Origin of the sequence: Bifidobacterium aquikefiri, assembly GCF_002259795.1 — a bacterium.
In the GTDB taxonomy this organism is placed as follows: domain Bacteria; phylum Actinomycetota; class Actinomycetes; order Actinomycetales; family Bifidobacteriaceae; genus Bombiscardovia; species Bombiscardovia aquikefiri.
The window spans coordinates 522,093-546,128 of record NZ_MWXA01000005.1 but is presented as its reverse complement, the minus strand read 5'-3'; the positions used below and the strand labels follow the sequence as shown (position 1 = coordinate 546,128).

19 protein-coding genes are annotated in these 24,036 nt (G+C 52.8%); 17 read left to right on the top strand and 2 right to left on the bottom strand.

Features of this window, described 5'->3' with window-relative positions; all coding sequences use genetic code 11:
- Positions 1-62 precede the first annotated feature (62 nt).
- Together glmS and BAQU_RS06180 are read left to right on the top strand one after the other, a co-directional pair.
- The gene (gene glmS / locus BAQU_RS06185) at positions 63-1,952 is read left to right on the top strand and encodes a glutamine--fructose-6-phosphate transaminase (isomerizing) (RefSeq protein WP_094693639.1); all 1,890 of its coding nucleotides are present in this window, start codon (positions 63-65) and stop codon (positions 1,950-1,952) included.
- 36 nt (positions 1,953-1,988) lie between these two features.
- A complete protein-coding gene (locus tag BAQU_RS06180) occupies positions 1,989-2,849 on the top strand; it encodes a pseudouridine synthase (RefSeq protein ID WP_094693637.1) in 861 nt (286 codons plus the stop codon).
- Between the two features lie 132 nt (positions 2,850-2,981).
- On the opposite strand, the gene BAQU_RS06175 is transcribed toward BAQU_RS06180, so the two are convergent.
- The gene (locus BAQU_RS06175) at positions 2,982-3,968 is read right to left on the bottom strand and encodes a LacI family DNA-binding transcriptional regulator (protein WP_094693634.1); all 987 of its coding nucleotides are present in this window, start codon (positions 3,966-3,968) and stop codon (positions 2,982-2,984) included.
- Between the two features lie 261 nt (positions 3,969-4,229).
- Here BAQU_RS06175 and BAQU_RS06170 point away from each other — a divergent pair, with 261 nt between their 5' ends.
- The 4 genes from BAQU_RS06170 (at position 4,230) to BAQU_RS06155 (ending at position 9,843) form a co-directional block, all read left to right on the top strand.
- A complete protein-coding gene (locus BAQU_RS06170) occupies positions 4,230-5,111 on the top strand; it encodes a carbohydrate ABC transporter permease (RefSeq protein ID WP_338022696.1) in 882 nt (293 codons plus the stop codon).
- A 35-nt stretch (positions 5,112-5,146) separates the two neighbouring features.
- Positions 5,147-6,127, top strand: coding sequence for a carbohydrate ABC transporter permease (locus BAQU_RS06165; protein ID WP_244568470.1), 981 nt, complete (start codon positions 5,147-5,149; stop codon positions 6,125-6,127).
- Positions 6,128-6,144: 17 nt separating this feature from the next.
- On the top strand, positions 6,145-8,301 hold the full coding sequence (locus BAQU_RS06160) for a beta-galactosidase (protein WP_094693629.1): 2,157 nt from the start codon (positions 6,145-6,147) through the stop codon (positions 8,299-8,301).
- Positions 8,302-8,499: 198 nt separating this feature from the next.
- Positions 8,500-9,843, top strand: a complete 1,344-nt coding sequence (locus tag BAQU_RS06155) for an ABC transporter substrate-binding protein (protein ID WP_094693627.1) — start codon at positions 8,500-8,502, stop codon at positions 9,841-9,843.
- Positions 9,844-10,004: 161 nt separating this feature from the next.
- Here BAQU_RS06155 and BAQU_RS06150 read toward each other — a convergent pair whose 3' ends face one another.
- Positions 10,005-10,775 carry a type III pantothenate kinase gene (locus BAQU_RS06150; RefSeq protein ID WP_094694071.1) on the bottom strand — a complete coding sequence of 257 codons (771 nt, stop codon included), beginning with the start codon at positions 10,773-10,775 and terminating at the stop codon, positions 10,005-10,007.
- A gap of 286 nt (positions 10,776-11,061) precedes the next feature.
- Here BAQU_RS06150 and BAQU_RS06145 point away from each other — a divergent pair, with 286 nt between their 5' ends.
- The 11 genes from BAQU_RS06145 (at position 11,062) to alr (ending at position 23,977) form a co-directional block, all read left to right on the top strand.
- Complete coding sequence (locus BAQU_RS06145; protein ID WP_094694069.1) at positions 11,062-12,726, top strand: ABC transporter substrate-binding protein; 1,665 nt, start codon at positions 11,062-11,064, stop codon at positions 12,724-12,726.
- Positions 12,727-12,741: 15 nt separating this feature from the next.
- Positions 12,742-13,722, top strand: a complete 981-nt coding sequence (locus BAQU_RS06140) for an ABC transporter permease (protein ID WP_094693625.1) — start codon at positions 12,742-12,744, stop codon at positions 13,720-13,722.
- A complete protein-coding gene (locus BAQU_RS06135; RefSeq protein ID WP_420807214.1) occupies positions 13,722-14,717 on the top strand; it encodes an ABC transporter permease in 996 nt (331 codons plus the stop codon). Before BAQU_RS06140 ends, BAQU_RS06135 begins: the two co-directional genes overlap by 1 nt.
- Positions 14,714-15,562: an ABC transporter ATP-binding protein gene (locus tag BAQU_RS06130; protein ID WP_094693623.1), complete on the top strand. Its 849-nt coding sequence runs from the start codon at positions 14,714-14,716 to the stop codon at positions 15,560-15,562. The genes BAQU_RS06135 and BAQU_RS06130 overlap by 4 nt, the downstream gene beginning before the upstream one ends.
- Positions 15,555-16,430 (top strand): ABC transporter ATP-binding protein, encoded by an 876-nt coding sequence (locus BAQU_RS06125; protein ID WP_244568452.1) that lies wholly within the window; start codon positions 15,555-15,557, stop codon positions 16,428-16,430. Before BAQU_RS06130 ends, BAQU_RS06125 begins: the two co-directional genes overlap by 8 nt.
- A gap of 545 nt (positions 16,431-16,975) precedes the next feature.
- Positions 16,976-17,980, top strand: a complete 1,005-nt coding sequence (locus BAQU_RS06120) for a pyridoxal-phosphate dependent enzyme (protein ID WP_094694064.1) — start codon at positions 16,976-16,978, stop codon at positions 17,978-17,980.
- A gap of 137 nt (positions 17,981-18,117) precedes the next feature.
- Positions 18,118-19,284 carry a cystathionine gamma-synthase gene (locus tag BAQU_RS06115; RefSeq protein ID WP_094694062.1) on the top strand — a complete coding sequence of 389 codons (1,167 nt, stop codon included), beginning with the start codon at positions 18,118-18,120 and terminating at the stop codon, positions 19,282-19,284.
- A gap of 76 nt (positions 19,285-19,360) precedes the next feature.
- Complete coding sequence (locus tag BAQU_RS06110) at positions 19,361-21,337, top strand: RecQ family ATP-dependent DNA helicase (protein WP_094693621.1); 1,977 nt, start codon at positions 19,361-19,363, stop codon at positions 21,335-21,337.
- Positions 21,338-21,525: 188 nt separating this feature from the next.
- Entirely contained in the window at positions 21,526-22,008 is a 483-nt protein-coding gene (locus BAQU_RS06105) for an S-ribosylhomocysteine lyase (RefSeq protein ID WP_211277121.1), read from the top strand.
- A gap of 35 nt (positions 22,009-22,043) precedes the next feature.
- Entirely contained in the window at positions 22,044-22,580 is a 537-nt protein-coding gene (locus tag BAQU_RS06100; RefSeq protein WP_244568451.1) for a GNAT family N-acetyltransferase, read from the top strand.
- A 38-nt stretch (positions 22,581-22,618) separates the two neighbouring features.
- Positions 22,619-23,977, top strand: coding sequence for an alanine racemase (gene alr, locus BAQU_RS06095; RefSeq protein ID WP_094694058.1), 1,359 nt, complete (start codon positions 22,619-22,621; stop codon positions 23,975-23,977).
- The last annotated feature ends 59 nt before the right edge of the window (positions 23,978-24,036 follow it).

Here is a 24,036-nt window from a genome sequence, read left to right as displayed (position 1 = left end):
GTTCAGAAGAGGTGTGGGTGCGGCGTGGGCGTGTTTACAGACGTGGCATAGACTTGGGTGACATGTGCGGAATCGTTGGATTTGCGGGAAATAAAACTGCTTGCGGCAAACCCCTTGAGGTGTGTATGCAAGGATTGAAACGACTTGAATATAGAGGGTACGACTCTGCTGGTGTTGCCTTGGCGGCTCCTGGCATGGATAAGATTGCGTGGCGCAAAAAGGCAGGCCGTTTGAACAAGCTTGTCGAAGACTTGGAAAAGAAGCCGATGCCCGATGCCACGGTTGCCATCGGACACACGCGTTGGGCAACCAACGGTGTGCCCAGCGATGTGAACGCACACCCGCATATGAGTCAGGATGGCAAGATTGCCGTGATTCACAATGGCATCATCGAAAACGCTTCCGAACTGAAATTCAACCTTGAGGCCGAAGGATACACCTTCGCTTCCAGTACCGATACCGAAGTGGCAGCCAAGCTGCTGGGCAAAATCGCCAATGAGATTGTTGAGAAGCAAGGCGCTCCCGACCTGTTTGAGGCGATGCGCCGCGTCGCGCGCATGTTGACCGGTGCATTTACCTTGCTGGCCGTCGATAGTCGTCAGCCGGATATCGTCGTTGGTGCCCGTCATGATTCTCCGCTCGTCGTCGGTCTCGGCGAAGGTGAAAATTATCTCGGCTCAGATGTTGCAGCCTTTGTTGCCTATACCAAGCACGCGATGGAACTCGGTCAGGATCAGGCTGTCTGCATCAGTGCAGACAAGGTCATCGTTACCGACTTTGAGGGTAATGTCGTATCCAACCCGAAGCGGTTCACGGTTGACTGGGACGCATCCGCTGCGGAAAAGGGCGGATGGGATTCCTATATGGACAAGGAAATCCATGAGGATCCCGCAGCTGTTTCAGAAACCTTGCTCGGACGTTTCGATGCCAAGGGCACGCTCAATCTTGATGAAGTGCATATTGATGAGGATGTCTTTCGACAGGTCGACAAAATCATTGTCGTGGCCTGCGGAACCGCTTCATATGCGGGTCTTGTCGCCAAATATGCAATCGAGCATTGGGTCAGAATTCCAGTCGAGGTTGAACTTGCACACGAATTCCGTTACCGAGACCCGATTCTGACTCCGAGAACCCTCGTCGTGGCAATTTCCCAGTCCGGTGAAACCATGGATACGCTGATGGCCTTGCGTCACGCACGGGAGCAAGGGTCGCGCGTGCTGGCAATATGCAATACGCAAGGGTCAACGATTCCCCGCGAATCCGATGCGGTGCTCTATACGCATGCCGGCCCCGAGATTGCTGTTGCCTCCACCAAGGCCTTCGTGGCGCAGATTGTCGCGGCCTATCTCTTGGGACTCTATCTTGCACAGGTCAAGGGCACGATGTTCCGCGACGAAATCCGCCACATCGTCACCGATCTGAAGGCCATGCCAGAGAAGATTCAGTGGGTGCTCGACACCCAGGCAGACACCATAGCCAAGACCGCGAAACAGATGCTGAATGCACATTCCTTTATCTTCCTCGGCCGCCATGTCGGCTATCCGGTTGCGCTTGAGGGCGCGTTGAAGCTCAAGGAGATTGCCTATACCTTCAGTGAAGGCTTTGCAGCGGGGGAGTTGAAGCACGGTCCCATTGCCCTTGTCGATGCCGGTGAACCGGTGGTGTGCATCATCCCCAGTCCCCGCGGTCGTGCCGTGCTTCACAGTAAGATGCTCTCTTCGATTGAAGAGGTCAAGGCGCGAGGAGCATTCACCATCGCGGTGGCCGAGGAAGGCGACGAATCGGTTGCCAATTATGCTGACGTGACTTTCTGGCGTCCGCAGTGCCCAACCTTGCTGAGTCCACTCGTTGATGTCGTCCCATTGCAGCTCTTTGCCATGGATATGTCGGTGTTGAAGAAGAACGACGTGGATAAGCCTCGAAATCTTGCTAAATCCGTGACAGTAGAGTGACCGGTATCGTAGACACCAATACAACAGTGCGAGCATATGCAAACTCATGAACACCGGCATCGTTGGGTCACGCGCGAACCCGCGATACCGTTCCCCATCAGGATTCTCTATGCCGATGATGCGATTATCGTCGTGGATAAACCGCATTTTCTGCCGACAACGCCACGAGGCATGTGGTATAGATCCACTGCCTTGATGCGCCTGCGCGAACAGTTTCAGGATGATCTGATAACTCCTGCACATCGACTTGACAGGGCGACGGCTGGGGTGGTGCTTTTTGTGCGTGATCCAAGCCTTCGTGGGGCATACCAGATGCTGTTCCAAAATCGTCAGGTCAGCAAAAGGTATGAATGCATTGCACCAGCTGCCATTGTCAGGCAGCCACGATGTGGGGCAACGAGATCCTTGAATCCTCCAGCCGTATTCCCGATTCTGCGTGAATCGAGGATCATCAAGCTTCGCGGCACCCTGCAGGCATTCGAATCTGTCGGCGAGGCCAACAGTTCAACAATCATCTCGCTATCGCACGATCAACGTGCAGTGCTCGAGGCGAATGACCGCGTACTTGCAGCTCAGGGAAGACACGTTCCAGCATCTCTCTGGCGAGTGTATTCACTGCAACCTCGATCCGGCAAGACGCACCAGCTTCGAGTGCATATGAATTCGATTGGACTGCCAATCGTTGGTGACGATCTTTATCCTAAGATTCGTATGAGAACGACACAGTCAACCGAGGCAGATAAGGCGTCTACAAGTCTTGATGATTTTGCCCACCCCCTGCAGCTGGTTGCTCGAACTCTCGAATTCGTGGATCCGATCAATGCAGAGTTACGGCGATTCGAGTCGCAGATTCCCCTTGAGATGCCCCTGCCAGTAACAGGAGACGATAACGCATGAATGCTGGATATGTCATAGATGTCGATTCGAGCTGCACGTGAATCTGGCTGTTGATCGCGATCCATGACGGGGTTCTTCATCAACGTCAGGCATCGTGCTAGCTTCTGACTTGCTCTCTGCTGATCTGGGCTTTCAGTTCACATCCCTGACTGAAGCGCGCTCGACCAATTCAGCTGCAATGACTTTTTTCACACCCACCTCGGGCGAGTTGCCCTCGCATGCCTGCAAGACCATGGAGAATGCCGTTGTGGCGATCTCCGAGAAGTGCAGTCTCATAGTCGACAATGTCAGATTGGGCACGAGGCCGCGTAGTGAATCGTCAACGCCCACGATGCTGATGTCCTCTGGGACACGCTTGCCCGCATTGATTATCCCCTGCATTGCGCCATAAGCCATTTGATCGTTGGATGCAAAGATTGCGGTGCATTGCGGATCCTGTGCCAATCTGCGCCCTGCCTCGAAGCCGCTATCGGCATTCCAATCGCCCTGGATGACGTCAGGAACCGATTTGCCCTGCTGCAGAAGAGCGTCCTTCCATCCTCGCTGGCGGCTTACCGCGGCCTGGGAATGCTGAGGTCCGGCTATGTGATACACCGTCTTGTGCCCCTTGCTCAGCAAATAATCCGTTGCCGTCGAGGCGCAGCCATATTGGTCGTCATCGATGGTAGGGCAGTGATCCGCTGGTCCTTCGGTGATCAGGATGACCGGCAAATCCTTAGGAGGAATGAAACCTGCAAAATCGCTGACACGTTGTTCAAGTACGAGAATGACGCCATCAACTGGCAGATTCTTCATCTGTTCAACGGCGTGTTGCAACGGGTGCCCTTCATGAGGGTCCATCGTGAGTACGGTGGTGGCATATCCGTGTGAAACGGCGCAATCGGTGATGCCTTGAAGCAGACTCATGTTGCCATAGGTGTTCATATTGAACATCGCAACACCAACGTTCTTGAAACGGCCATGTTTCAATGCTCTGCCAGCAAAATTCGGGCGGTATCCGAGTTTTTGCATTGCCTGCTGGACTCGGTCTCTGGTATCGGGCTTCACGGCTTCACTGCCATTGGAAACCCTTGACACTGTTTGCGGTGAAACTCCTGCTTCCTTCGCAACGTCTTGCATAGATGCCCATCGGGCGTGTTTTCCTGCCATTGCTCTTGTATACCTCACTTTCTCTACTTTTGTATCGAACGGGTTGATTTTTCAGCACAACGATCTATCACCGCATCCAATGCTATAATGGTTGCGTAAACATTTTTCGAGGTTTCTCATCGTGCATTGTCATGGAAGACAAGGTCGTGAGCGAATTTCAAGCAAGAAAAGGGTGACTTCATGGCGGTACCTGGAATTCCGACTGTCAGGGAGACAGGCTCCCTGCAAAAGATGAAAAGAGGCGGGAGAAGCTGGGATTGGCGTGGATGGAAATTCATGCTTCCCTTTGCACTCGTTTTCATTTTCGTGTTCATCGTCCCGATTGTCTATGCAATCTGGATTTCGTTCTATCAGAAGCGCATGGTCGGTGGAACTGTATTTGTGGGGTTGGCAAACTACATCCGACTGATGCAGGACGCACAATTCTGGGATAGTGTTCGACGTGTTGCGCTGTTCACCGTCGTCCAGGTGCCGATCATGCTTTTCCTTGCCGCTGCCATGGCCCTTGCACTTGACAGCATGAAGCTTCATGGTTCGCGTTTCTTCCGAATTTCCACATTCCTGCCGTATGCAGTACCTGCAGTGGTTTCCACGCTGATTTGGGGCTTTGTGTATGGTGCAAAATATGGACTTGTCGGCTCCATCAACAATGTGTTCGGCAGTGATCTCAATGTTCTCGCGCCTTCCGTCCTGCTAGCGGCTATCGGCAATATTGTCACATGGGAATTTACCGGGTACAACATGCTGATCTTCTATTCCAGCCTTTCCACGATTCCGCATTCGCTGTACGAAGCCGCGTCCATTGATGGTGCTTCTGAATGGCAGATCGTGCGCAGAATCAAATTGCCCGAGTTGCGAGGATCACTGGCCATAACGGTGATTTTCAGCATCATAGGCAGCTTCCAGCTTTTCAATGAGCCAAGCATTTTGCAGAACATGGTTCCAGGAAACTCTGTAACCACCTATTACACACCGAATATGTATGCCTATAATCTCAGTTTCTCGGGCAATCAATCCAATTATGCGGCTGCGCTCGCCATCGTCATGGCAATCATCACGATGAGTATCGCCTACGTCGTGCAACTTCGTAGCATGAGGGAGCAGATGAAGTGAGTGAGATGAATCGCGAGGCCACGACCTCAATGCCGATGACCAACGGTCGAGCTGCCACCAATACCACAGCGCGCCGATCAACGACGAACAGGCGTGCGCGCGCTCGTCAAACTGCTCACGACGAGCGTCTTGAACGCCGCAGAGCTGGCAAGTCAGGATTCTCGAATCCGGCGAATCCTCGCAGATCCATGATGCTGACTTTGATATGTGGCCTCTTCGTCGCATACTGCTTGTTTCCATTCGTGTATCTGTTGGTGAATGCAACCAAAACGCAGGCGGATTTCACCTCAACGTTCGGACTTGGCTTCGGTCATGGCTTCGCTCTCTGGGACAATCTGCAGACCGTATTTACCTATCAAGATGGTATTTTTGGCAGATGGTTGGTCAACACGCTGCTTTATGTGGTGGTTGGTGCAGGCGGTGCAACCTTGCTTGCCATCATGGGTGGGTATGCCTTGGCAAAGTTCAGATTCCCCGGAAGAAATGCCGTCTTTGTCGTCGTCATCGGTGCAATCAGCGTTCCTGGTATTGCCTTGGCCGTTCCACAGTTCCTGCTTTTTGCAAAGCTGGGGTTGACCAACACGCCTTGGGCAATGATTATTCCCAGTCTCATCAGTCCATTCGGTCTCTATCTGATGTGGATTTTCAGCGATCAAGCTGTGCCGACAGAACTGCTCGAAGCTGCTCGCGTTGACGGCGCAGGTGAATTCCGAACCTTCTGGCAGGTCAGTCTGCCTCTGTTGGCACCGGGCATCGTCACCACATCACTCTTTACGATCGTTGCAACATGGAATAACTATTTCCTGCCGTTGATCATGCTGAAGGATTCAAGCTGGTATCCATTGACAATCGGTCTGAATCAATGGAAGGATCAGGCAAGTACGGCGGGTGGCCAGGCTATTCAGAATCTGGTCATCACCGGTTCGCTCGTCACGATCATTCCTTTGGTCATCGCCTTCCTGCTTCTGCAGCGATACTGGCAATCCGGTCTCGCCGCCGGTGCAGTCAAAGAATAAGAATAAAGGAGTCATTCATGACATTGCATTCAGCATCCACAGATGCCTCATCGCAGCGACGCCCTCTGAGGTGGCCGCAGCCACTGGAAGGCTCGGCCGAGCGCATTTGGTATGGCGGCGATTACAATCCTGAGCAATGGCCGGAAACGGTCTGGGATGAAGATATTGAGCTTATGAAGCAGGCGGGCGTGAATCTTGTTTCCGTTGGCATCTTCTCATGGGCAAAGATCCAGCCAACGGCGACAACCTGGGACTTTGATTGGTTGGATCGCATCGTCAATAAGCTTGGCATGGCAGATATTGCCGTCGACCTTGCCAGTGCCACCGCTTCTCCTCCACCATGGTTGACCAAGATGCACCCTGAAGTGCTGTGGCGGGATGAACGTGGCGATATCTGTTGGCCGGGAGCTCGCCAGCACTGGCGTGCAACCTCTCCGGTCTTCAAGGACTACGCTCTTGCATTATGCAGGAAGATGGCGGAGCATTTCCGAGACAATCCGTACATTGTTTCCTGGCATGTCAGCAATGAATACGGATGCCACAACCGTTTCGACTATTCCGACGATGCCATGCGTGCCTTCCAGAATTGGTGCAAGCTTCGATATGGCGATATCCAGGCCGTCAACGAGGCGTGGGGGACATCATTCTGGTCGCAGCAGATGACTGATTTCAGCGAGATAGTCCCGCCGCGATTCATCGGGGAGGGAAATTTCATGAACCCCGGAAAACTGCTTGATTTCAAGCGTTTCTCTTCAGATGCCCTGAAGGAATTTTTCATGGCGGAACGCGATGTGCTTGCTTCGATCACGCCGAATCTTCCCCTGACGACCAACTTCATGGTGAGTTCAACCGGATATCCCCTGAACTATGACGATTGGGGCTCGCAGGTTGATTTCGTATCGAACGATCATTACTTCCTGCCGGGCGAGGCGCACCTTGATGAGCTCGCATACAGTGCATCGTTGGTGGACGGCATCGCGCGCAAGCGACCCTGGTTCCTGATGGAGCATTCCACTGGAGCCGTGAATTGGCGTACGGTGAACTATGCAAAGGAGAAGGGGCAGCTGATTCGTGACTCTCTGGCGCATCTAGCCTTTGGCTCAAACGCCATTTGCTATTTCCAATGGAGACAGTCACGCGCAGGCGCTGAAAAGTTCCATACGAGCATGCTCCCTCATGCCGGTACGGATACGCAGATTTTCCGAGATGTCTGTGAACTCGGGCGCGATCTGAATGTTCTCTCCACAACTGGATTGAACCATACGACGCTCAGCATGTCAGCAGTCGCCGTCGTGGTTGACTACGAAAGCGAATGGGCGACGGAGCATACTGCCACGCCAACCCAGCGGGTGAGGCACTGGTCCGAGCCCTTGGACTGGTTCAGAGCTCTGCTTGACAATGGTGTGACAGCCGACATGGTGCCGATCGCAGCGGATTGGGATTCGTATCAGGCGGTTGTGCTGCCAAGTGTGTATCTGCTGGATGAGCGCAACACTCAGCGTGTCCATGACTATGTTGAGGCGGGAGGCAAGATTTTCGTCACCTATTTCACGGGTATTTCGGATGTCAACGATCGCGTCTGGCTCGGCGGGTATCCGGGTTCCATCAGTGAGGTGGTGGGGGTCAGTTCCGAAGAATTTGTTCCATTGGGATCGGACTTTGACGGCACTCTGGAATATCTGGATCTTAGCAACGGCACGGTCGCTCATGACCTTGCGGACAGAATTACCCGCGTGGCGGATACGACCAGGGTGTTAACCACGTATCAAGCGCCTGAATGGACTGGTATGAATCAGGTTCCTGCGATCACCGTCCATGAATTCGGATTGGGAATTGCTGCCTATGTGGGTTGCAGACTAGGAAGAAAGGGCTTGGCACAGTCAATGCCGGAGCTGTTGGATGCCATGGGTCTGCAGTTCTCGGATGCAAAGCAGAGCGAAATGCCGCATGCATGGAATGAAGGTGAAAGGACCTTGCGGGTTGAACGTGTAAACGCACAGACCGGTGAACGATTCATCTTCGTATTCAACAGGACGCATGATGCGGTGACGATCCCTGTGGAAGGCACGTGTCTGATAATGTCGCGGGCGGTCTGCAAGGACGAAGCCTCTGAGGGTCTTGGTACTGCTGACTATGTCTTACAGGCCAATGGTGTCATTGTATCGAAGGTCTGACGCGTCCGACAGGGGAGAACGTGGCTTCACCCGTCAACGAAACCATCTTTTGTTTGCGCAAACATCATTGAAAATGATATCGTAAACATACTTGATATTCCAACGTTTTTATAAGTAAAGAAGGGTGAGAGGCTCGATTTGAAAAGTTGCATGATACAACCGATCTGCCGGGCCAAATATCAATAAGGAGAATGAACGATGAAGTTCACAAAACGAGCAGTTGCTCTAGTTGGTGCTGTTATTATGTTGGCACCGTTGGTGGCCTGTGGTTCGAGTAGCTCATCGAGCGATTCGGGCAGTGCCACAACTTCGATAGTCGTGTGGTCATGGGATTCGACGGTGCCTCGCACTGTTGCCGGATTCGAAAAGGCCAATCCGAACATCAAGGTCAAGGTGACCAACGCTGGAACCAACAAAGATGAATATACGGCGTTGAACAATGCGATGTCGGCTGGCAAGGGTGCGCCGGATATTGCACAGATCGAATATTACGCTCTGCCTGAATATGTCATACGCGATAATCTTCAGAATCTCTCCAGTCTGGGAGCCTCGTCCTACAAGAGCTTCTATACGCCAGGTACCTGGAGTTCGGTGAACATCAACGGTGGTGTCTATGCATTGCCTATCGATTCCGGCCCCATGGCGTTGTTCTACAACAAGGAGGTCTTCGATAAGGCTGGTGTCACCCAGGTGCCAACAACGTGGGATGAATTCTACGAGGCTGCAAAGAAGATTCGTGCAACCGGTTCATACATTACGTCAGACACCGGCGATGCAGGGTTCTTCGATTCCATGACATGGCAGGCTGGGGCCACCCCATTTGCAACGAGCAAGGACGGCAAGACCGTTACCATCGGCCTCACCACTGATTCAGGAGTCAAGAAGTGGACCGCATTCTGGCAGAAGATGATTAATGAAGATCTGATCGATACCAAGACCCCAGGCTGGTCGGATGACTGGAACAAGGGATTGAACGATGGCTCGATCGCCTCGCTGCTTACTGGTGCCTGGATGCCATACAACCTTCTTTCCGGAGCTCCCGACGGATCCGGAAAGTGGCGCGTAGCACAAATGCCAACCTGGGAGGCTGGCGGTACCGAGAATTCGGAGAATGGCGGTTCATCACTCGCCATCATCAAGTCCAGCGATGATGCCAAGGTCAAGGCTGCATACAAGTTCCTTGATTATGTTGCCCATAGCGCGACGGGTATCAAGACGCGTGTCGATGCCGGCGCATTCCCTGCAGACAACGACACCCTCAAGTCATCTGACTTCCTGGATGCAACGTCCTTGACTGATTCCAACGGCAAAGCCAATGAGTACTTCGGTGGACAGGAATATAACAAGGTTCTCGCGAAGGCGGCTACAGACGTGATCACTGGCTACAAGTTCCTGCCGTTCGAAGTCTACGCACGTGGCATCTTCGCTGATGATGCAGGCGCCGCCTATACCGACAAGTCGATTACCTTAAGTCAGGGCATCGCGGCATGGCAGAAAAACCTCACCAAATATGCCGAAAGTCAAGGCTATACGGTCAAATAATGGCAGATTGCTGGAAAGCTTATCCCAATAATCTATGCCAATAATCTATGAACAATGCTCATTGTGAACTGCTCACGGTATAAACTCTTGCCATCGTTGATTTTAGAGTGGAATCGAGCGAAAAAGAGGCCACTATACTGTGAGCAGTTCACAATGAGCATTTAGCGACTGATATTTTTGTCATAGATCATGCGCATGCCCTTGAAAATCAGATTGGGATCGTAGACATCGATGGAGTCCGTCTCTCCCTCGATGATGCGTCCGAAACCACCGGTTGCGACGACTTTGAAGCTCTCGCCAACTTCCCTTTGGAATTGCACTATTGTGCGCTCTACTCCACCGAGGAAGTTATAGAACAATCCTGCCTGCATGGCCGTTTTTGTATCGGTTGCGAAAACCGATTTTGGTCTGGTGATTTCGACTTCGGGGAGTTGCGCAGTCTTGTTTGAAAGTGCAGCAGCACCGCTTCGAATGCCAACGGTTATCAAGCCCGCCGTGATCGTGCCTTTGGCATCCACATAGTTATATGTTGTCGCAGTGCCAAAATCCAGCACCAGAAGCGGACCGCCATACAGACCGAACGCCCCCACGCAGTCACAGAGGCAGTCGGCACCCAGAGAGCGCGGATCGTCGAGTCGGATGTTGATTCCCGTTTTGATGCCAGGTCCGACAACGATCGGATCGACACCAAAGAACTTGATTATGGCTGCGCGGAATGAGTGCATCACATTGGGCACGACTGAAGAGATGATGACGTCATCTACGTCTGAATCTGCATAGTTGCTCATCTGAAGGAACTCGCTGAGCATGAGCCCATATTCATCAGATGTATGGCTGAGCAGAGTGGTCATGCGATACGAAGCAATGATCTTGGTGCCTTCCAGAAAGCCGAGCACAATGTCGGTATTTCCTATATCAACGGCGATGAGCATAGCAGACCCTTCGATGGTATGATGCGCGTAACCATGTCGCGGTATTGCAAGTTGGAATAGCGCGCTGAGACTTATAGAACCAGTGTATATCCCTTGGTTCATATCTTCGATTGTGTGAGCGCTTTGAGGGCGGGTATCATTGAATGATGATGGTCGACCTTGTGAGAGGCGGCCAATCATCGTCACACCGCTCATGTTGACGGATGCGAGGAGCAACCGTGTGCTGAGGCGATGGGATGCAAGACAGATAACTCAATATCAGAACAGCAATGACAGAGAGAACATAATGGCTGAAAATTTAAACAGCGGGGATGCCAGGAGCACCACGACTGGAACTACAGGACTTGTCCATGATGATCAGCATGTTGCAGAACAATCGACGGGTACTGCAGGATCGACCGATGATTCGCTGAATTCGTATCAGAAGCGTCATAGAAGAGTTCCGCCATGGATATGGATCGTGGCGGCGATTGCAGCTGTGGCGATTATCGTCGGCGGCGTATTCGCATATCGGCATAGGAATTCCACGGGCAGTGTGGCGGCGACGTCACATTCCATATCGATTGGGCTCAAGCTTGCCCCAACGAACCTTGACATCAGGAATGAGACAGGTGCCGCACTTGACCAGGTATTGATCGGAAACGTCTACGAGGGTTTGGTGGCGCGCGATGCTGACAATGCCGTTGTTCCGGCACTGGCAAAGTCGTGGACGGTTTCCAAGGATGCCAAGACTTATACCTTCACACTCAACGCGGGCGAGCGATTCTCGAATGGCGACGCCCTGGATTCCAAGGATGTCGCGTGGTCATTGAATTCCCTGATCAGCAATGACTATGTCAACGCACAGGCCCTGGCCAACGTGGAGAGCGTGAGTGCTGACGGGGCAACCACCGTCGTTGTGAAACTCAAGGCTCCTGATGCGACATTGCTGTGGAATCTCACAGGTCGTGCCGGTCTTGTCCTGGATGAAGATGCACAATACGATGCCAAGACACAGGCGGTAGGTTCGGGACCGTATCTGGTGCAGAGCTTCAAGCAGAACGAATCCCTCACATTGAAGGCCAATCCTCACTATTGGGGAAGTCATAAGGCAAAAACGCAAACGGTCGTACTGAGGTATCTCACCGATGACAATGCTGCAATCAACGCGCTGAAGAGCAACAATGTGCAGGTTCTTGCACCGATTACGGAGAATCTTTCATCATCTGTTTCCAAGGACGGCAATTTTGTCGTCAAGGCCGGTGATGATACGGATAAGTTCGTTCTTGCATTCAATGGAGCAGGATCGAAGACTTCGGACAAACGCGTTCGAGAGGCGATTCGCTATGCCATTGACAACAAGGCACTGATCTCTTCACGAGGTGGAGCGGACGCAATGCTGGGTGGACCGATTCCTGCGCTTGACCCCGGTTACGAGAATCTGACGAAGCTCTACCCCTTTGACCAGGCCAAAGCCAAGAAATTGCTCTCTGAGGCCGGTTACAATGCATCAAAGCCGCTCAAGCTCGACCTTGAATATGCGAATATCTATGGCACTGAAATAGGGGACCAACTCCGTTCACAGCTCAAGACCGTTGGCATTGAACTCAACGTCAAGGTCGTGGAATTCTCGGCCTGGCTTCAGGATGTATATACCAACAAGAACTATGATCTCTCCTTGGTGGATCACAATGAAAGCCATGATTTCTATACCTGGGCAAATCCTGACTATTACTTCAACTACGACAACAAGCAGGTTCAGGATCTCTATGCCAAGGCAGTTTCGTCCACGACCAATAGCGAATACGAGTCGTATCTGAGGAAGGCTGCACGGCTGGTATCAGAAGATGCCCCTGCCGACTGGCTTTTCAACTATCGAGTGACGACCGCATATCGCAAGGGCGTCACCGGTTTCCCTCTCAACCTGAATCAGTTCCAGCTTCCGTTGTGGAACGTTCAATACAGGGCATAGGGATTGCTTGAGACTATGAGATTTCTGGTTCGGCGTTCTGCTCTCCTTCTGGCTGCCCTGTTCGGTATGTCAGTGCTGATTTTCCTTGCCTTGCGAGTTTTGCCAGGCAATGTTGCATCGGTTATGGCAGGGTTGAACGCCACGCCGGATCGCATTGCCAGATTGCGCCAGGAACTCGGGCTGAACCGCTCATATCCGCAGCAGTATCTCGATTGGGCTGGTGACATCATCCACGGAAACCTCGGTGTTTCCGTCCTGACCGGCCGTGACGTTGGCGTGCAGATACTTTCACGCGTGCAGATAACCTTTCCCCTGATTCTGCTTGGCCTGCTGCTATCGTGTCTGTTCGGCATACCGCTCGGCTGCGCGTCTATCCTTGCATCTCATGCAAAGGTTCGGCATGGCCTGCATCTGCTTGCGCTTGTCGGTGGCGCGATACCAGCCCTGTGGGGTGCGATGCTGTTCATCCTGTTGTTTTCGAAGGGCTCGGGATTGATCAACATATTCCCGTCCCAGGGTTTTCCGGATAATGGCTGGAAACAGCCGGGGTCCGCCCTTGTCTCCTTGGTTCTTCCCGCACTGACAGTCGGCATCATTGTGGGCTCCAGCATTCTGCGCTATACGCGTTCTGCATTGCAGGAGATGCTTGCGTCTGAATTCGTCAACATGGGTATGGCTTGTGGGATGACGCGAGTCCAGGCTGTGCTGCGAATTGGTCTGCGCGTAGTGACTCCCCAGCTGGTTTCCGTCATTGGACTGACCTTCGCAGAAATGATAACCGGAGTCATGGTGATTGAGAACCTCTTCGGCTTGCCTGGTATCGGCTCGATGCTGGTCACTGATATTGGCAATCGCGACCTTCTGACGGTGCAGAGCGAACTCTTTGTGCTTGCCGCGTTCTTCCTATGCATTGGGTTCGTTGTCGATGTGTTGCATCGAATCCTGGATCCTCGCTTGAAGAACGCAGCTCTGTTGTCATCGGCTGGAGGTGTGTAATGATCGCGATGAATTCACGCAGATACGCATTCAGAGCCACGGGCATCGTGCTGCGGTCCATGTGGCATCGAGCTGAAGGAAGGTTTTCCCTGCTCGTTCTGGGAGTGTGGATTCTCGTCTCGCTGGTTTCCGTGTTCTGGACACCATGGTCGCTCTGGTGGACAGATGGATATCACGTCTGGCAGAAACCATCGATGCGTCATCTTCTTGGAACCGACGGCACAGGTGCCGATGTCCTGAGCTGGTTGATGGCAGGTTCGCGAACCAACTTGCTGATCTGCGTGCTTACCGTGGCCGTAACGGCAATTTTTGGTCTGCTTCTTCTGGCTGCGATGCTTGCGCGGGCAACGATATTTGCGCAGATATCAGTGGTCGTCATCGATGCATTGATCTCCCTGCCGACGGTCTTGATTGCCTTGATACTTGCAGTTCCGTTTGGCCCGAGCGTCGCTGTTATCATCGCTGCGTGCGGTTTTGGATACGGCCTTAATCTGGCGCGTATTGCCCGGCCTCAAGCCTTGCTGATTGCGCGATCCGGCTATGTTGAATCCGCCTTGTCGAACGGTGCTCGTGCGTCGGGCGTCTTTCTCAGACACATAGTGCCCAACATCATGCCGGTACTTACGGTGCAGCTTTCCATTTCAGCTGGAACCGTGGTCCTCGCGGAATCGGGACTTACCTATCTGGGTATTGGCGTGCAGAGCGGTGTGCCATCATGGGGACATAGTCTGGCGACTTCCGTGTCCTTCATCAATATATATCCGTTGACCGTGCTATGGCCAGGGCTGATTATCACCTGCATTGTGCTTTCCTTGAATCTCTGTGGAGATACTCTGCGTGATTGCGCAGATCCACTGAGCAACGTCCAATTGCGCAATGCCCAATTCAACAGTGGTCAGGAGCGCAGTGGTCAGGTGCGCAGTGGTCAGGTGAGCAGTGGTCAAGCACGCAATGATCAACTGAACCGTGTCACAACGAAGGGGAGTGGCCAATGAGCACGTCGCTGAATGCGCACAGTGGCTCCCTCGCCAAGGCGCTGACAATCAGGGATCTTGATGTTACGATTGCGGGCCACTCCATACTCTCCCAAGTTTCACTGGACATTGGGACACGGGCACGCGTTGGATTGATAGGAGCCTCGGGTTCGGGAAAATCGATGTTGTCCCGTTCAATTCTCTCTCTGCTGCCGGCACATGCTCAGGCGGCGGGCTCCATCCGGCTTTTCAACAAGGAGCTCGTGGGCGCTTCGGATCGTGAGCTGGCTGAAATGCGTGGACGTACAGTCGGCATGATCTTCCAAAATCCTGCTTCTACATTGAACCCTGTGATGAAGGTCGGCAGACAGATTGCTTTGCCTTTGCGGCTGCATTACAATCTTCCGGCAGACGAAAGATTACGACGGGTTGAAGCCATGCTGAACAGGGTCGGGTTGCCTTCGAGCATGCTCGATGCATATCCGCACCAGCTCTCTGGAGGGCAACAGCAGCGCGTTGCGATAGCCACAGCGCTCGTCACCTCTCCTCGTCTCATCATCGCGGACGAGCCTACCACGGCACTGGACTCCATCACGCAATTGCATATTCTCGACCTGCTTGTTGATCTGGTTGATCAGGCCGGTGCCTCTCTACTCTTCATTACCCATGATTTCGGTGTCTTGGCGCATGTGACGAGTAGTTGCTATGTGATGGATCACGGACGCATCATAGAGCATGGCAATACCTCGAATGTGCTGGCGAAGCCCAGCAGCCCGGTGACGAGACGACTAGCGCAGTCGGCTGAGGAGCTCAAATTCGACAATGCTCATGCTTCCCTCTCTCAAGAAGGAGACAACAATGACTGAGAGGCAGCATGGAGCGCAGTCGGATGATGAGATTCCTACACGCCAGCCCGTTCTGGAAATGAACCATGTGAGCAAGAACTATCATGCTCGAGGAATGTCCCGGAGACTGCTGGACAACGTGATTCACGCATCTGCCAAGAGATATCAGGGGCAACGGCTCGCTCTCGACGATGTGTCGCTTTCCCTTAAGTCCGGTGAATGCCTTGCAATCATAGGCGAATCAGGTTCAGGAAAAACCACCGCCACACGCATTTTGCTTGGTCTGCTCGCGCCGACTGCCGGCTCGCTGCGGTACAGGGGCAAGCAGGCACCGATGCATTCGACAGAGTGGAAAAGGCTCCGGCGCGAGTCTTCGATGATTTTCCAGAATCCATATTCCTCACTGGATCCGCGGTGGACGGTACGTCAATCGTTGAAAGAAGCTGTGTCGCTGCGTTTTGGTCGTGGTCTGGACCCGTCTTCAGTGGAGGCTCGTTCACTGAAAATTCTCGATACCGTAGGTTTGGATGGACGGGTCGTGATCGATCGCTATCCGATCGATCTTTCTGGCGGTCAGGCCCAGCGCGTGGCGATAGCACGAGCCATTATCGATGAACCGGAGATACTTCTTGCCGATGAGCCCATGAGTGCGGTCGATGTGACCGCCCGTGTGCAGATTCTTCACACCTTGCAGGAAGTTCGGACGATTCAGGGAGCATCGCTGAGTATGATTTTCGTCTCGCATGACATTGGCATGGTGCAGCATATCGCCGACCGCATAGTGGTGCTCAGGCAAGGTCGTGTTCTTGAGCAGGGGTCATGCGCCGAATTGCTGAACCATCCACAGCATCCATACACCATGGAACTCTTGAAGGCGGCATCGCTCTGACCCGTTCACCGCACTGCAGGGCAGAGGCCTCTGCGGTTGCGCGGTTGATGGCGACGTTGTGCAGCCACTGGGCTGCATATGCTGCGAGAGCAAGATTCTTGGCGTGAGACACGCCTGGCTGATATGTTGTGGTACATTAATGAGCATGATGTTTCTTTCATGTTGTTGTCGCTAACCGACGCCCAGCGCGGGCGGTTGACGACGCATAACTTGAGATTGAACACATTCTTGCATCTGAGTGAATTCTTACATCGAATAGCTGGAACGAATTGCTGGAACTGTAGCTACACGGTGTAGTTGCACGGTGTAATGACACGGTTGCACACATTCACATTGTCTGGCGATTGAGCTTTTCGATTTGGCTCAAGAATACTTGCATGATGTATATTTTTTCTGTGTGATGAATATGGTGAATCTCGTTATCGTTTGTGATTGCTCGCACGGCGACTGCCGAGGCATTGATGCTCGGCACATGATGAATGCGATGTAAAGCCATTGGACACAATACATGCAGATAGTAAGAAATCTGAAGATAACGAGGAATGATGGATATTGCAAACAATATTACAGAACTTATTGGGGGCACACCGTTGGTGAGACTTCACCACGTAACCGATGGTCTCCGTGCTCAGATCGCAGTCAAGGTCGAATACTTCAATCCCGGAGGTTCGTCAAAAGACCGCATCGCTGAGCGCATCATCTCGAAGGCAGAGGAGGAGGGGAAGCTTCTGCCTGGAGGCACGATAGTCGAACCCACCAGTGGCAATACTGGTGTTGGCTTGGCCTTGGTGGCGCAGCTGCATGGATATCGAATGATTTTTGTGGTTCCAGACAAGGTATCTGAAGATAAGCGAGCGGTGCTTCAGGCGTATGGAGCGCAGGTGGTGGTGACCCCTACTGAAGTTGAACCAAGCGATCCGCGCTCGTATTATTCTGTTTCTGACAGACTGGCGGCAGAGATTCCCGGAGCATACAAGCCAAATCAGTATCAGAACATGAACGGGCCCGAGAGCCATTACCATACGACTGGGCCAGAGATCTGGGAAGACACGGACCGAACGATCACTCATTTTGTTGCAGGAATAGGCACCGGCGGCACGATCTCCGGCACGGGACGTTTCCTCAAGGATGCATCCCAGGGCACAGTCCAGGTCATTGGCGCAGATCCGGAAGGTTCGATATATTCCAATCCTGCAGATGTTCATCAATATTTCATTGAAGGGGTGGGCGAGGATTTCTATCCGAAAACCTATGATCCGTCGGTGGTCGATGAAGTCGTTCAGGTGAGCGATGCGGAGGCCTTCGAGATGACGCGCAGATTGGCGCGCGAAGAAGGGCTTCTTGTTGGAGGGTCGTCGGGCATGGCAGTTGCGGCAGCCGTCAAGTCCGCAAAGATGCACGACCTTGACGAACATGCATTGATGGTCGTTCTTCTCCCTGACTCGGGACGTGGATATCTCTCGAAGATTTTCTCTGACTCATGGATGCAGTCCCATGGATTTGGAGCAGTAGTGGAGAGAACGTCACCAGCTCGTATGGTTCGGCAATAACCATTGAAGAAACGGCGCAGCTGGTGGATGCGCGCCAAACGGAACATGTCAGTCACAGACGTGCCACAGACAATGTAGTTCAATCACAGACAATCACCGATAATCACAGCAATCACTTTCAACGTAAGGATACGACCATGACAGAGAATTTTGCAGAAACAAGCTTGGCAACTCGAGCAATCCACGCAGGACAGGAAGCTGATGCGGCCACTGGGGCAGTGGTTCCACCGATATACATGACTTCCACATTCAAACAGGACGGTGTTGGGGCATTGCGGGGTGGATACGACTACAGCCGTTCGGTAAATCCCACGAGAGATGTTTTCGACACGCAGCTGGCTGCAGTTGAAGGCGCGCGTTACGCAGTCGCCTTGTCATCGGGACTGGCAGCGATTGATGTCTTGCTCCGGTCAACCTTGAAACCTGGAGATTCAATCCTTCTCGGTGACGATGTCTATGGTGGAACGTACCGCTTGCTGAGCAAGGTGTTCGTTCCCTGGGGTATCCATGTGGATGTTGTCGATGTTACCGATCTCAATGCCGTTCGAGCCAAGCTCTCGGAGCGCCATGTTGACGTGGTATGGGTGGAGACGCCTTCGAATCCCCTGCTCCGTATTACGGACATCTGGGCGACCGCCTCACTTGCTCACGAGTTCGGTGCGAAAATCGTGGTCGACAATACCTTTGCCTCGCCGGTTTTGCAGCATCCTCTTGAGGATGGTGCAGACGCAGTGGTGTATTCGACGACCAAATACATCGGTGGCCATTCCGACGTGGTCGGGGGTGCAATATTGCTGAATGACCCAGAAGTATACGAAAAGGTGACGTTTTTGCAGAATGCAGCGGGCGCCGTTCCCTCTCCATTTGATTCGTGGTTGACAACCCGTGGTCTGAAGACCCTCGATATTCGTGTCAGGCGGCATAGCGCGAATGCGTTGTCTCTTGCGCGGCATCTGGAAGGCAATGACAAGATCGAACGAGTGCTGTATCCCGGTCTTGAATCTCATCCTGGACATGACATCGCTGCCCGTCAGATGCAGGGGGGCTTCGGCGGGGTGTTCTCGATTCAGCTTAAGGATGGTATGGAAGCGGCCAAGACCTTTGTTGCACGCACCACCATATTTACACTTGCGGAATCTCTTGGTGGCGTTGAATCTCTGATTGAACATCCCGCTGCAATGACCCATGCTTCCGTGTCCGGGACAGCCTTGCAGGTTCCCGACAATCTCGTTCGTCTTTCCGTGGGCATCGAATCTATCGAGGATCTGACCGCAGACATTGATCAGGCTCTGGCTTCGCTATAGCTCGGATCGATGGCTCGGCTCCTATGGGTTCACCATCCATGCAAGGATGACCCGGTGTGGTCTTACAGTGGTTTGCATGGTTACTGATGAGGCACAGGCGCAGTCTGCTCTCCATCGTTATTTCGGGTACGATTCGTTCAGAAAAGGTCAGGCAGGAGTGGTTTCTGCCATCGTACATGGCAGAGATTCATTGGCGGTGATGCCGACTGGCGCAGGTAAGTCTGTATGCTATCAGATTCCGTCGGTGTTGCTCCCAGGCATTACGATTGTTGTTTCGCCCCTGCTCTCACTGATGCGCGATCAGGTCGATGTATTGGATGATGTTGGAATCGCAGCGGCATTTCTCAATTCCACACAGACAGTGGACGAGCAGCGCGAAGTCCTGAGCAAGGCATACAGCAACGCTTATCATTTGCTGTATGTCGCGCCGGAACGCCTTACAGAACCTTTCTTCATCGCTGCGTGCAAACGTTTGCAGATATCCGCCGTTGCTGTGGATGAGGCGCATTGCATATCGCAGTGGGGCCAGGATTTTCGACCGGCGTATCTCGATATCGGCACATTCATCGCCACTTTGCCACATCGTCCGGTTGTTGCTGCGTTTACTGCGACAGCAACGGAAAAGGTACAGGAAGATATAGTGCGGATCCTGCATCTGCACGATCCGCTGCTCACTGTTACCGGTTTTGATCGGCCGAATCTTTTTCTTGATGTTCAACGCATGACGAAGTCCGAGAAGGAGGCCTGGATCTTGCGTTATGTTGTCGAGCATACCGACGAGTCAGGCATCATCTACTGTGCCACGCGCAAGGAGACCGATGCGATTGCCAATGCATTGCAGTCTCATGGATTGAGGGCCGCCTGTTATCACGCTGGCCTAAGCCATGAGGAGAGACGAGAGGCTCAACGCGCATTTGTCAATGATGATGCGCAGGTTGTGGTCGCAACCAATGCATTTGGCATGGGAATCGATAAATCGAACGTTCGATATGTGATCCATCACAATATGCCGGAGAGTATCGAAGCATACTATCAGGAGGCAGGTCGAGCAGGCCGGGATGGAGAGGATTCGAGATGCACCCTGCTTTGGAATGAGTCCGACATCGTTCTTCGCAGACGTTTTCTTGAATCCGCTGGATCAAACGATCGAATGACTCCTGAGGAGGAGCAGCAGGTACAACAGACCCGGAATCGCTTGCTTCAATCCATGATTGGATATTGCCGGACCGTGAACTGTCTGCATCGCTACATTCTGCAGTATTTTGGTCAGAGGAATGACAATTCTGGAGTCATTTCGTCTCGTCGGGCAAGTTCGGACCCATCCAGCGTCGAAGCTATGCACACAGACATACCCCGCGAACAGTCGACAGCGTCGCGGCTCGTGGAATCCTGCGGCCACTGTTCGAACTGTATGAGCACCATCGTCTCTGACGATGTCACCACGGTTGCACTCGCCATTGGCAGATGTGTCAGCGCCATCAACCAGAGATATGGCATGACTATGGTCGTGCGCATCCTCAGAGGATCGCAATCACAGCAGGTTCTTCAATATGGATTGAACAATATACCTCAATTTGGCGCACTTCGTGAATGTTCAGAAGCTGCTGTGCGCGATGTACTGAATCAGATGACGGTGGATGACCTGCTGGCGGTCACTCCGGGTCGAATGCCAATCATCATCTTTGGAACCAGGGCGGCGAGATTGGCAGCGCCTGATTTTCATTATGAAATCAAGCATCGCACACGCAGCGGAAAAACGGGAAACCCACACGCAGATCTTGCCGGAACCATGCGAGACGAACAGCATGACACAAGCGATGATCCCATGGATGAAAGGCTGTTCCAATGTCTTCGAGGAGTGCGCAAACGAATCGCAGATGAGATGGGCAAGCCCCCATATATCGTGTTCTCCGACCGAAGCTTGCGAGACATGGTTCGACGTCGTCCAACGGATAAGGACTCCATGCTGGAGGTCAATGGCGTTGGCGAGCACAAGTGGCAGAGCTACGGCAAACAGTTCATCGATGCTATTGCAGAGTGCTGCCGGCAGTGAATTGTGCGGATGCTCCACTTCGAACAAGGCGAAGTTAGCACTTTCAAGGGCACAGACGCTGCCGGTAATCGAATCGAGCGTGTATGACATGTTCACGCGTAGCGTTCCAGCCCGGGTACTTTTCGAATCGCTGTCTCTACACGCGTTAAGATTTCATAGAGTATTTCAAATCGTAGAAGGGAAGCATCATGAGTGACAAGCCGGTTGTAGAAAGTTTCCAACTCGACCATACCAAGGTAAAGGCACCATACGTTCGTCTGATTGACGAGGAGCAGGGGCCGAACGGCGATGTGATTTCCAATTATGACCTGCGTCTCGTGCAGCCGAACGAAAACGCGATTCCAACCGCTGGTCTGCACACGATTGAACACACGATTGCGGTGCTGCTTCGTGAGCGCATTCCTGGATACATCGATTGCTCGCCGTTCGGATGCCGTACCGGTTTCCATCTGCTGACCTGGGGCAGACACAGCACTGAAGACGTTGCGAAGGCGCTCAAGGAATCGTTGACATTCATCGCCGACGAGGCAACCTGGGATGACGTTCCGGGTACCGAGATTACCAGCTGCGGCAACTATCGCGATCACAGCCTGTTCTCGGCAAAACAGTGGTCAAGGGACATTGTTGATGCCGGCATCAGTTCCGACCCATATGTGCGCAAGCTCGTCTGATTTTCTTAACGCAACAATTTTAGGAGTCCTTTATCGTGCAGCAGGAAGTACGGCACAACCGTCATGTTCGTCACGCCGCGAAGGCAGATTATACAGCGATTCTGGGCATATACGCCCATGCAAGAGCTGTGATGAAACGCAATGGCAACCCTTCGCAATGGGGGGATGTCTATCCTCTCGACGCGGATGTGCTGCACGATATCGAGTTGCATCGTTCGATGCTGCTTGTCGATCAGAGCCCACATGATGGTTCCGAGCGAATTCTTGGAGTTTTCGCTGCCTGTCAGGGGCCGGATTCGACATATGCGCACATTGATGGCGCATGGTTGAATGATGATGACTATGTGGCAATGCATCGAGTGGCATCGTCTGGACTGGCGAGGAAGACCGGTAAAGACATGCTTGACTGGGCGGTTCACCAATACCGCAATGTTCGTGCTGACACGCACGAAAGAAATGCTGCAATGCAGCATATTCTCACATCCGCAGGTTTTACTCGCTGTGGCATCATTACCTTGCCTCCGCGCGAGGTGGGCGGTCGCGAAAGAATCGCGTATCAGCGGCATATCTAGATACACATTCGTCTCATTGTGGGGTCACAATGGTGGCCATGACATTGAGTGCTTCCCCACAATGGGATTTTTCGTCCACATCAGGTACAGCCAATTATGATAATGCGCGTCGTGAGTATCCAGCGCAGGCAATCGTGGATTTGGCTGCATTGGCGAGCAACATGAAGCATGTGGTTGACATATGTGGAGGAGTGCATTCGAAAACAGCCGTTATGGGAGTGGTCAAGGCAGATGCGTATGGGCACGGTCTGATTCCTGCCGCTCTCGCCGCGCTCGCGGGTGGTGCCACATGGCTCGGTACGGCTCAGCCGCGAGAGGCACTCCTGCTCAGAAAGGCAGGCATTGGACCCAATCGCTGCCACATTCTGACATGGATGTATAGCGGTCTTGAAGCTCCATTCGAAGAGCTGATTGGCAATGACATCGATATTTCAGTAGGTTCGCTGGCTGGAATCGATGCATTGGCGAAGGCAGCCAGAGCAGTCGGACAGCCGGCTCGTGTGCACGTCAAGGTTGACACAGGGTTCGGTCGAAACGGCTTTACGCCACAGATTTTCGATCAGGCATTGGCGAAGCTCAAGCAATATTCCAGTGAGGGAGCGTTGCAGATCGTTGCGCAATGGAGCCATCTTGCCGTTGCAGACATGCCCAAGATACCTGCATTTGTTCAATCGACAGAGCGACAGATTGCGACTTTCAATGAATTCACCTTGCGCATGAAACGAGCTGGACTTGAGCCTCAAATCCGTCATCTCGCCAATACTGCAGCAACATTGAGCAGACCTGAAATTCACTTCGAACTGGTTCGTCCAGGCATCGCACTCTATGGATACGAACCTGACCCCTCGATGGGCACTCCACGGGATTTCGAGCTTACGCCCGCAATGACGTTGCAGGCTCAACTCTCGACCGTCAAGGATCTCGAACAGGGTCACAGCATTTCATATGGCAAGACATACAAAACCGAATCCGAAACGAGTTCGGCGATTTTGCCCGTCGGATATGCCGATGGGATACACCGTTCGGCATCTGGATTCGATGAGGAGGGAGCTCTGCACACCACGCATCTTGGTGGACCGGTTCGCATCATGACCGATGATGGTCCACGAATCGTTCGCATCTCTGGACGTGTGTGCATGGATCAGTGCGTGCTGGATCTGCATGGAAAAGCTGATGAGCTGAATGTTCACGAGGGTGATACGGTGACCGTGTTTGGGCCGGGCAGGGGAGCGGCGTTCAATGAGCCCACTGCAGACGACTGGGCACAGGCGGCAGACACAATCAGTTACGAAATTTTCACCTGTCTACGAAGCAGAATCCCAAGATTGTATCTGCATGCAACAAAGACATTGTCGGAGCGTGACATCAGTATTCTTGACCCGAAATCACTACTTTAGTCCCAGTTTCGGTCATGATGATCGGTGAACTCTCGTAGCTGAATCGCAAGATATCTGAC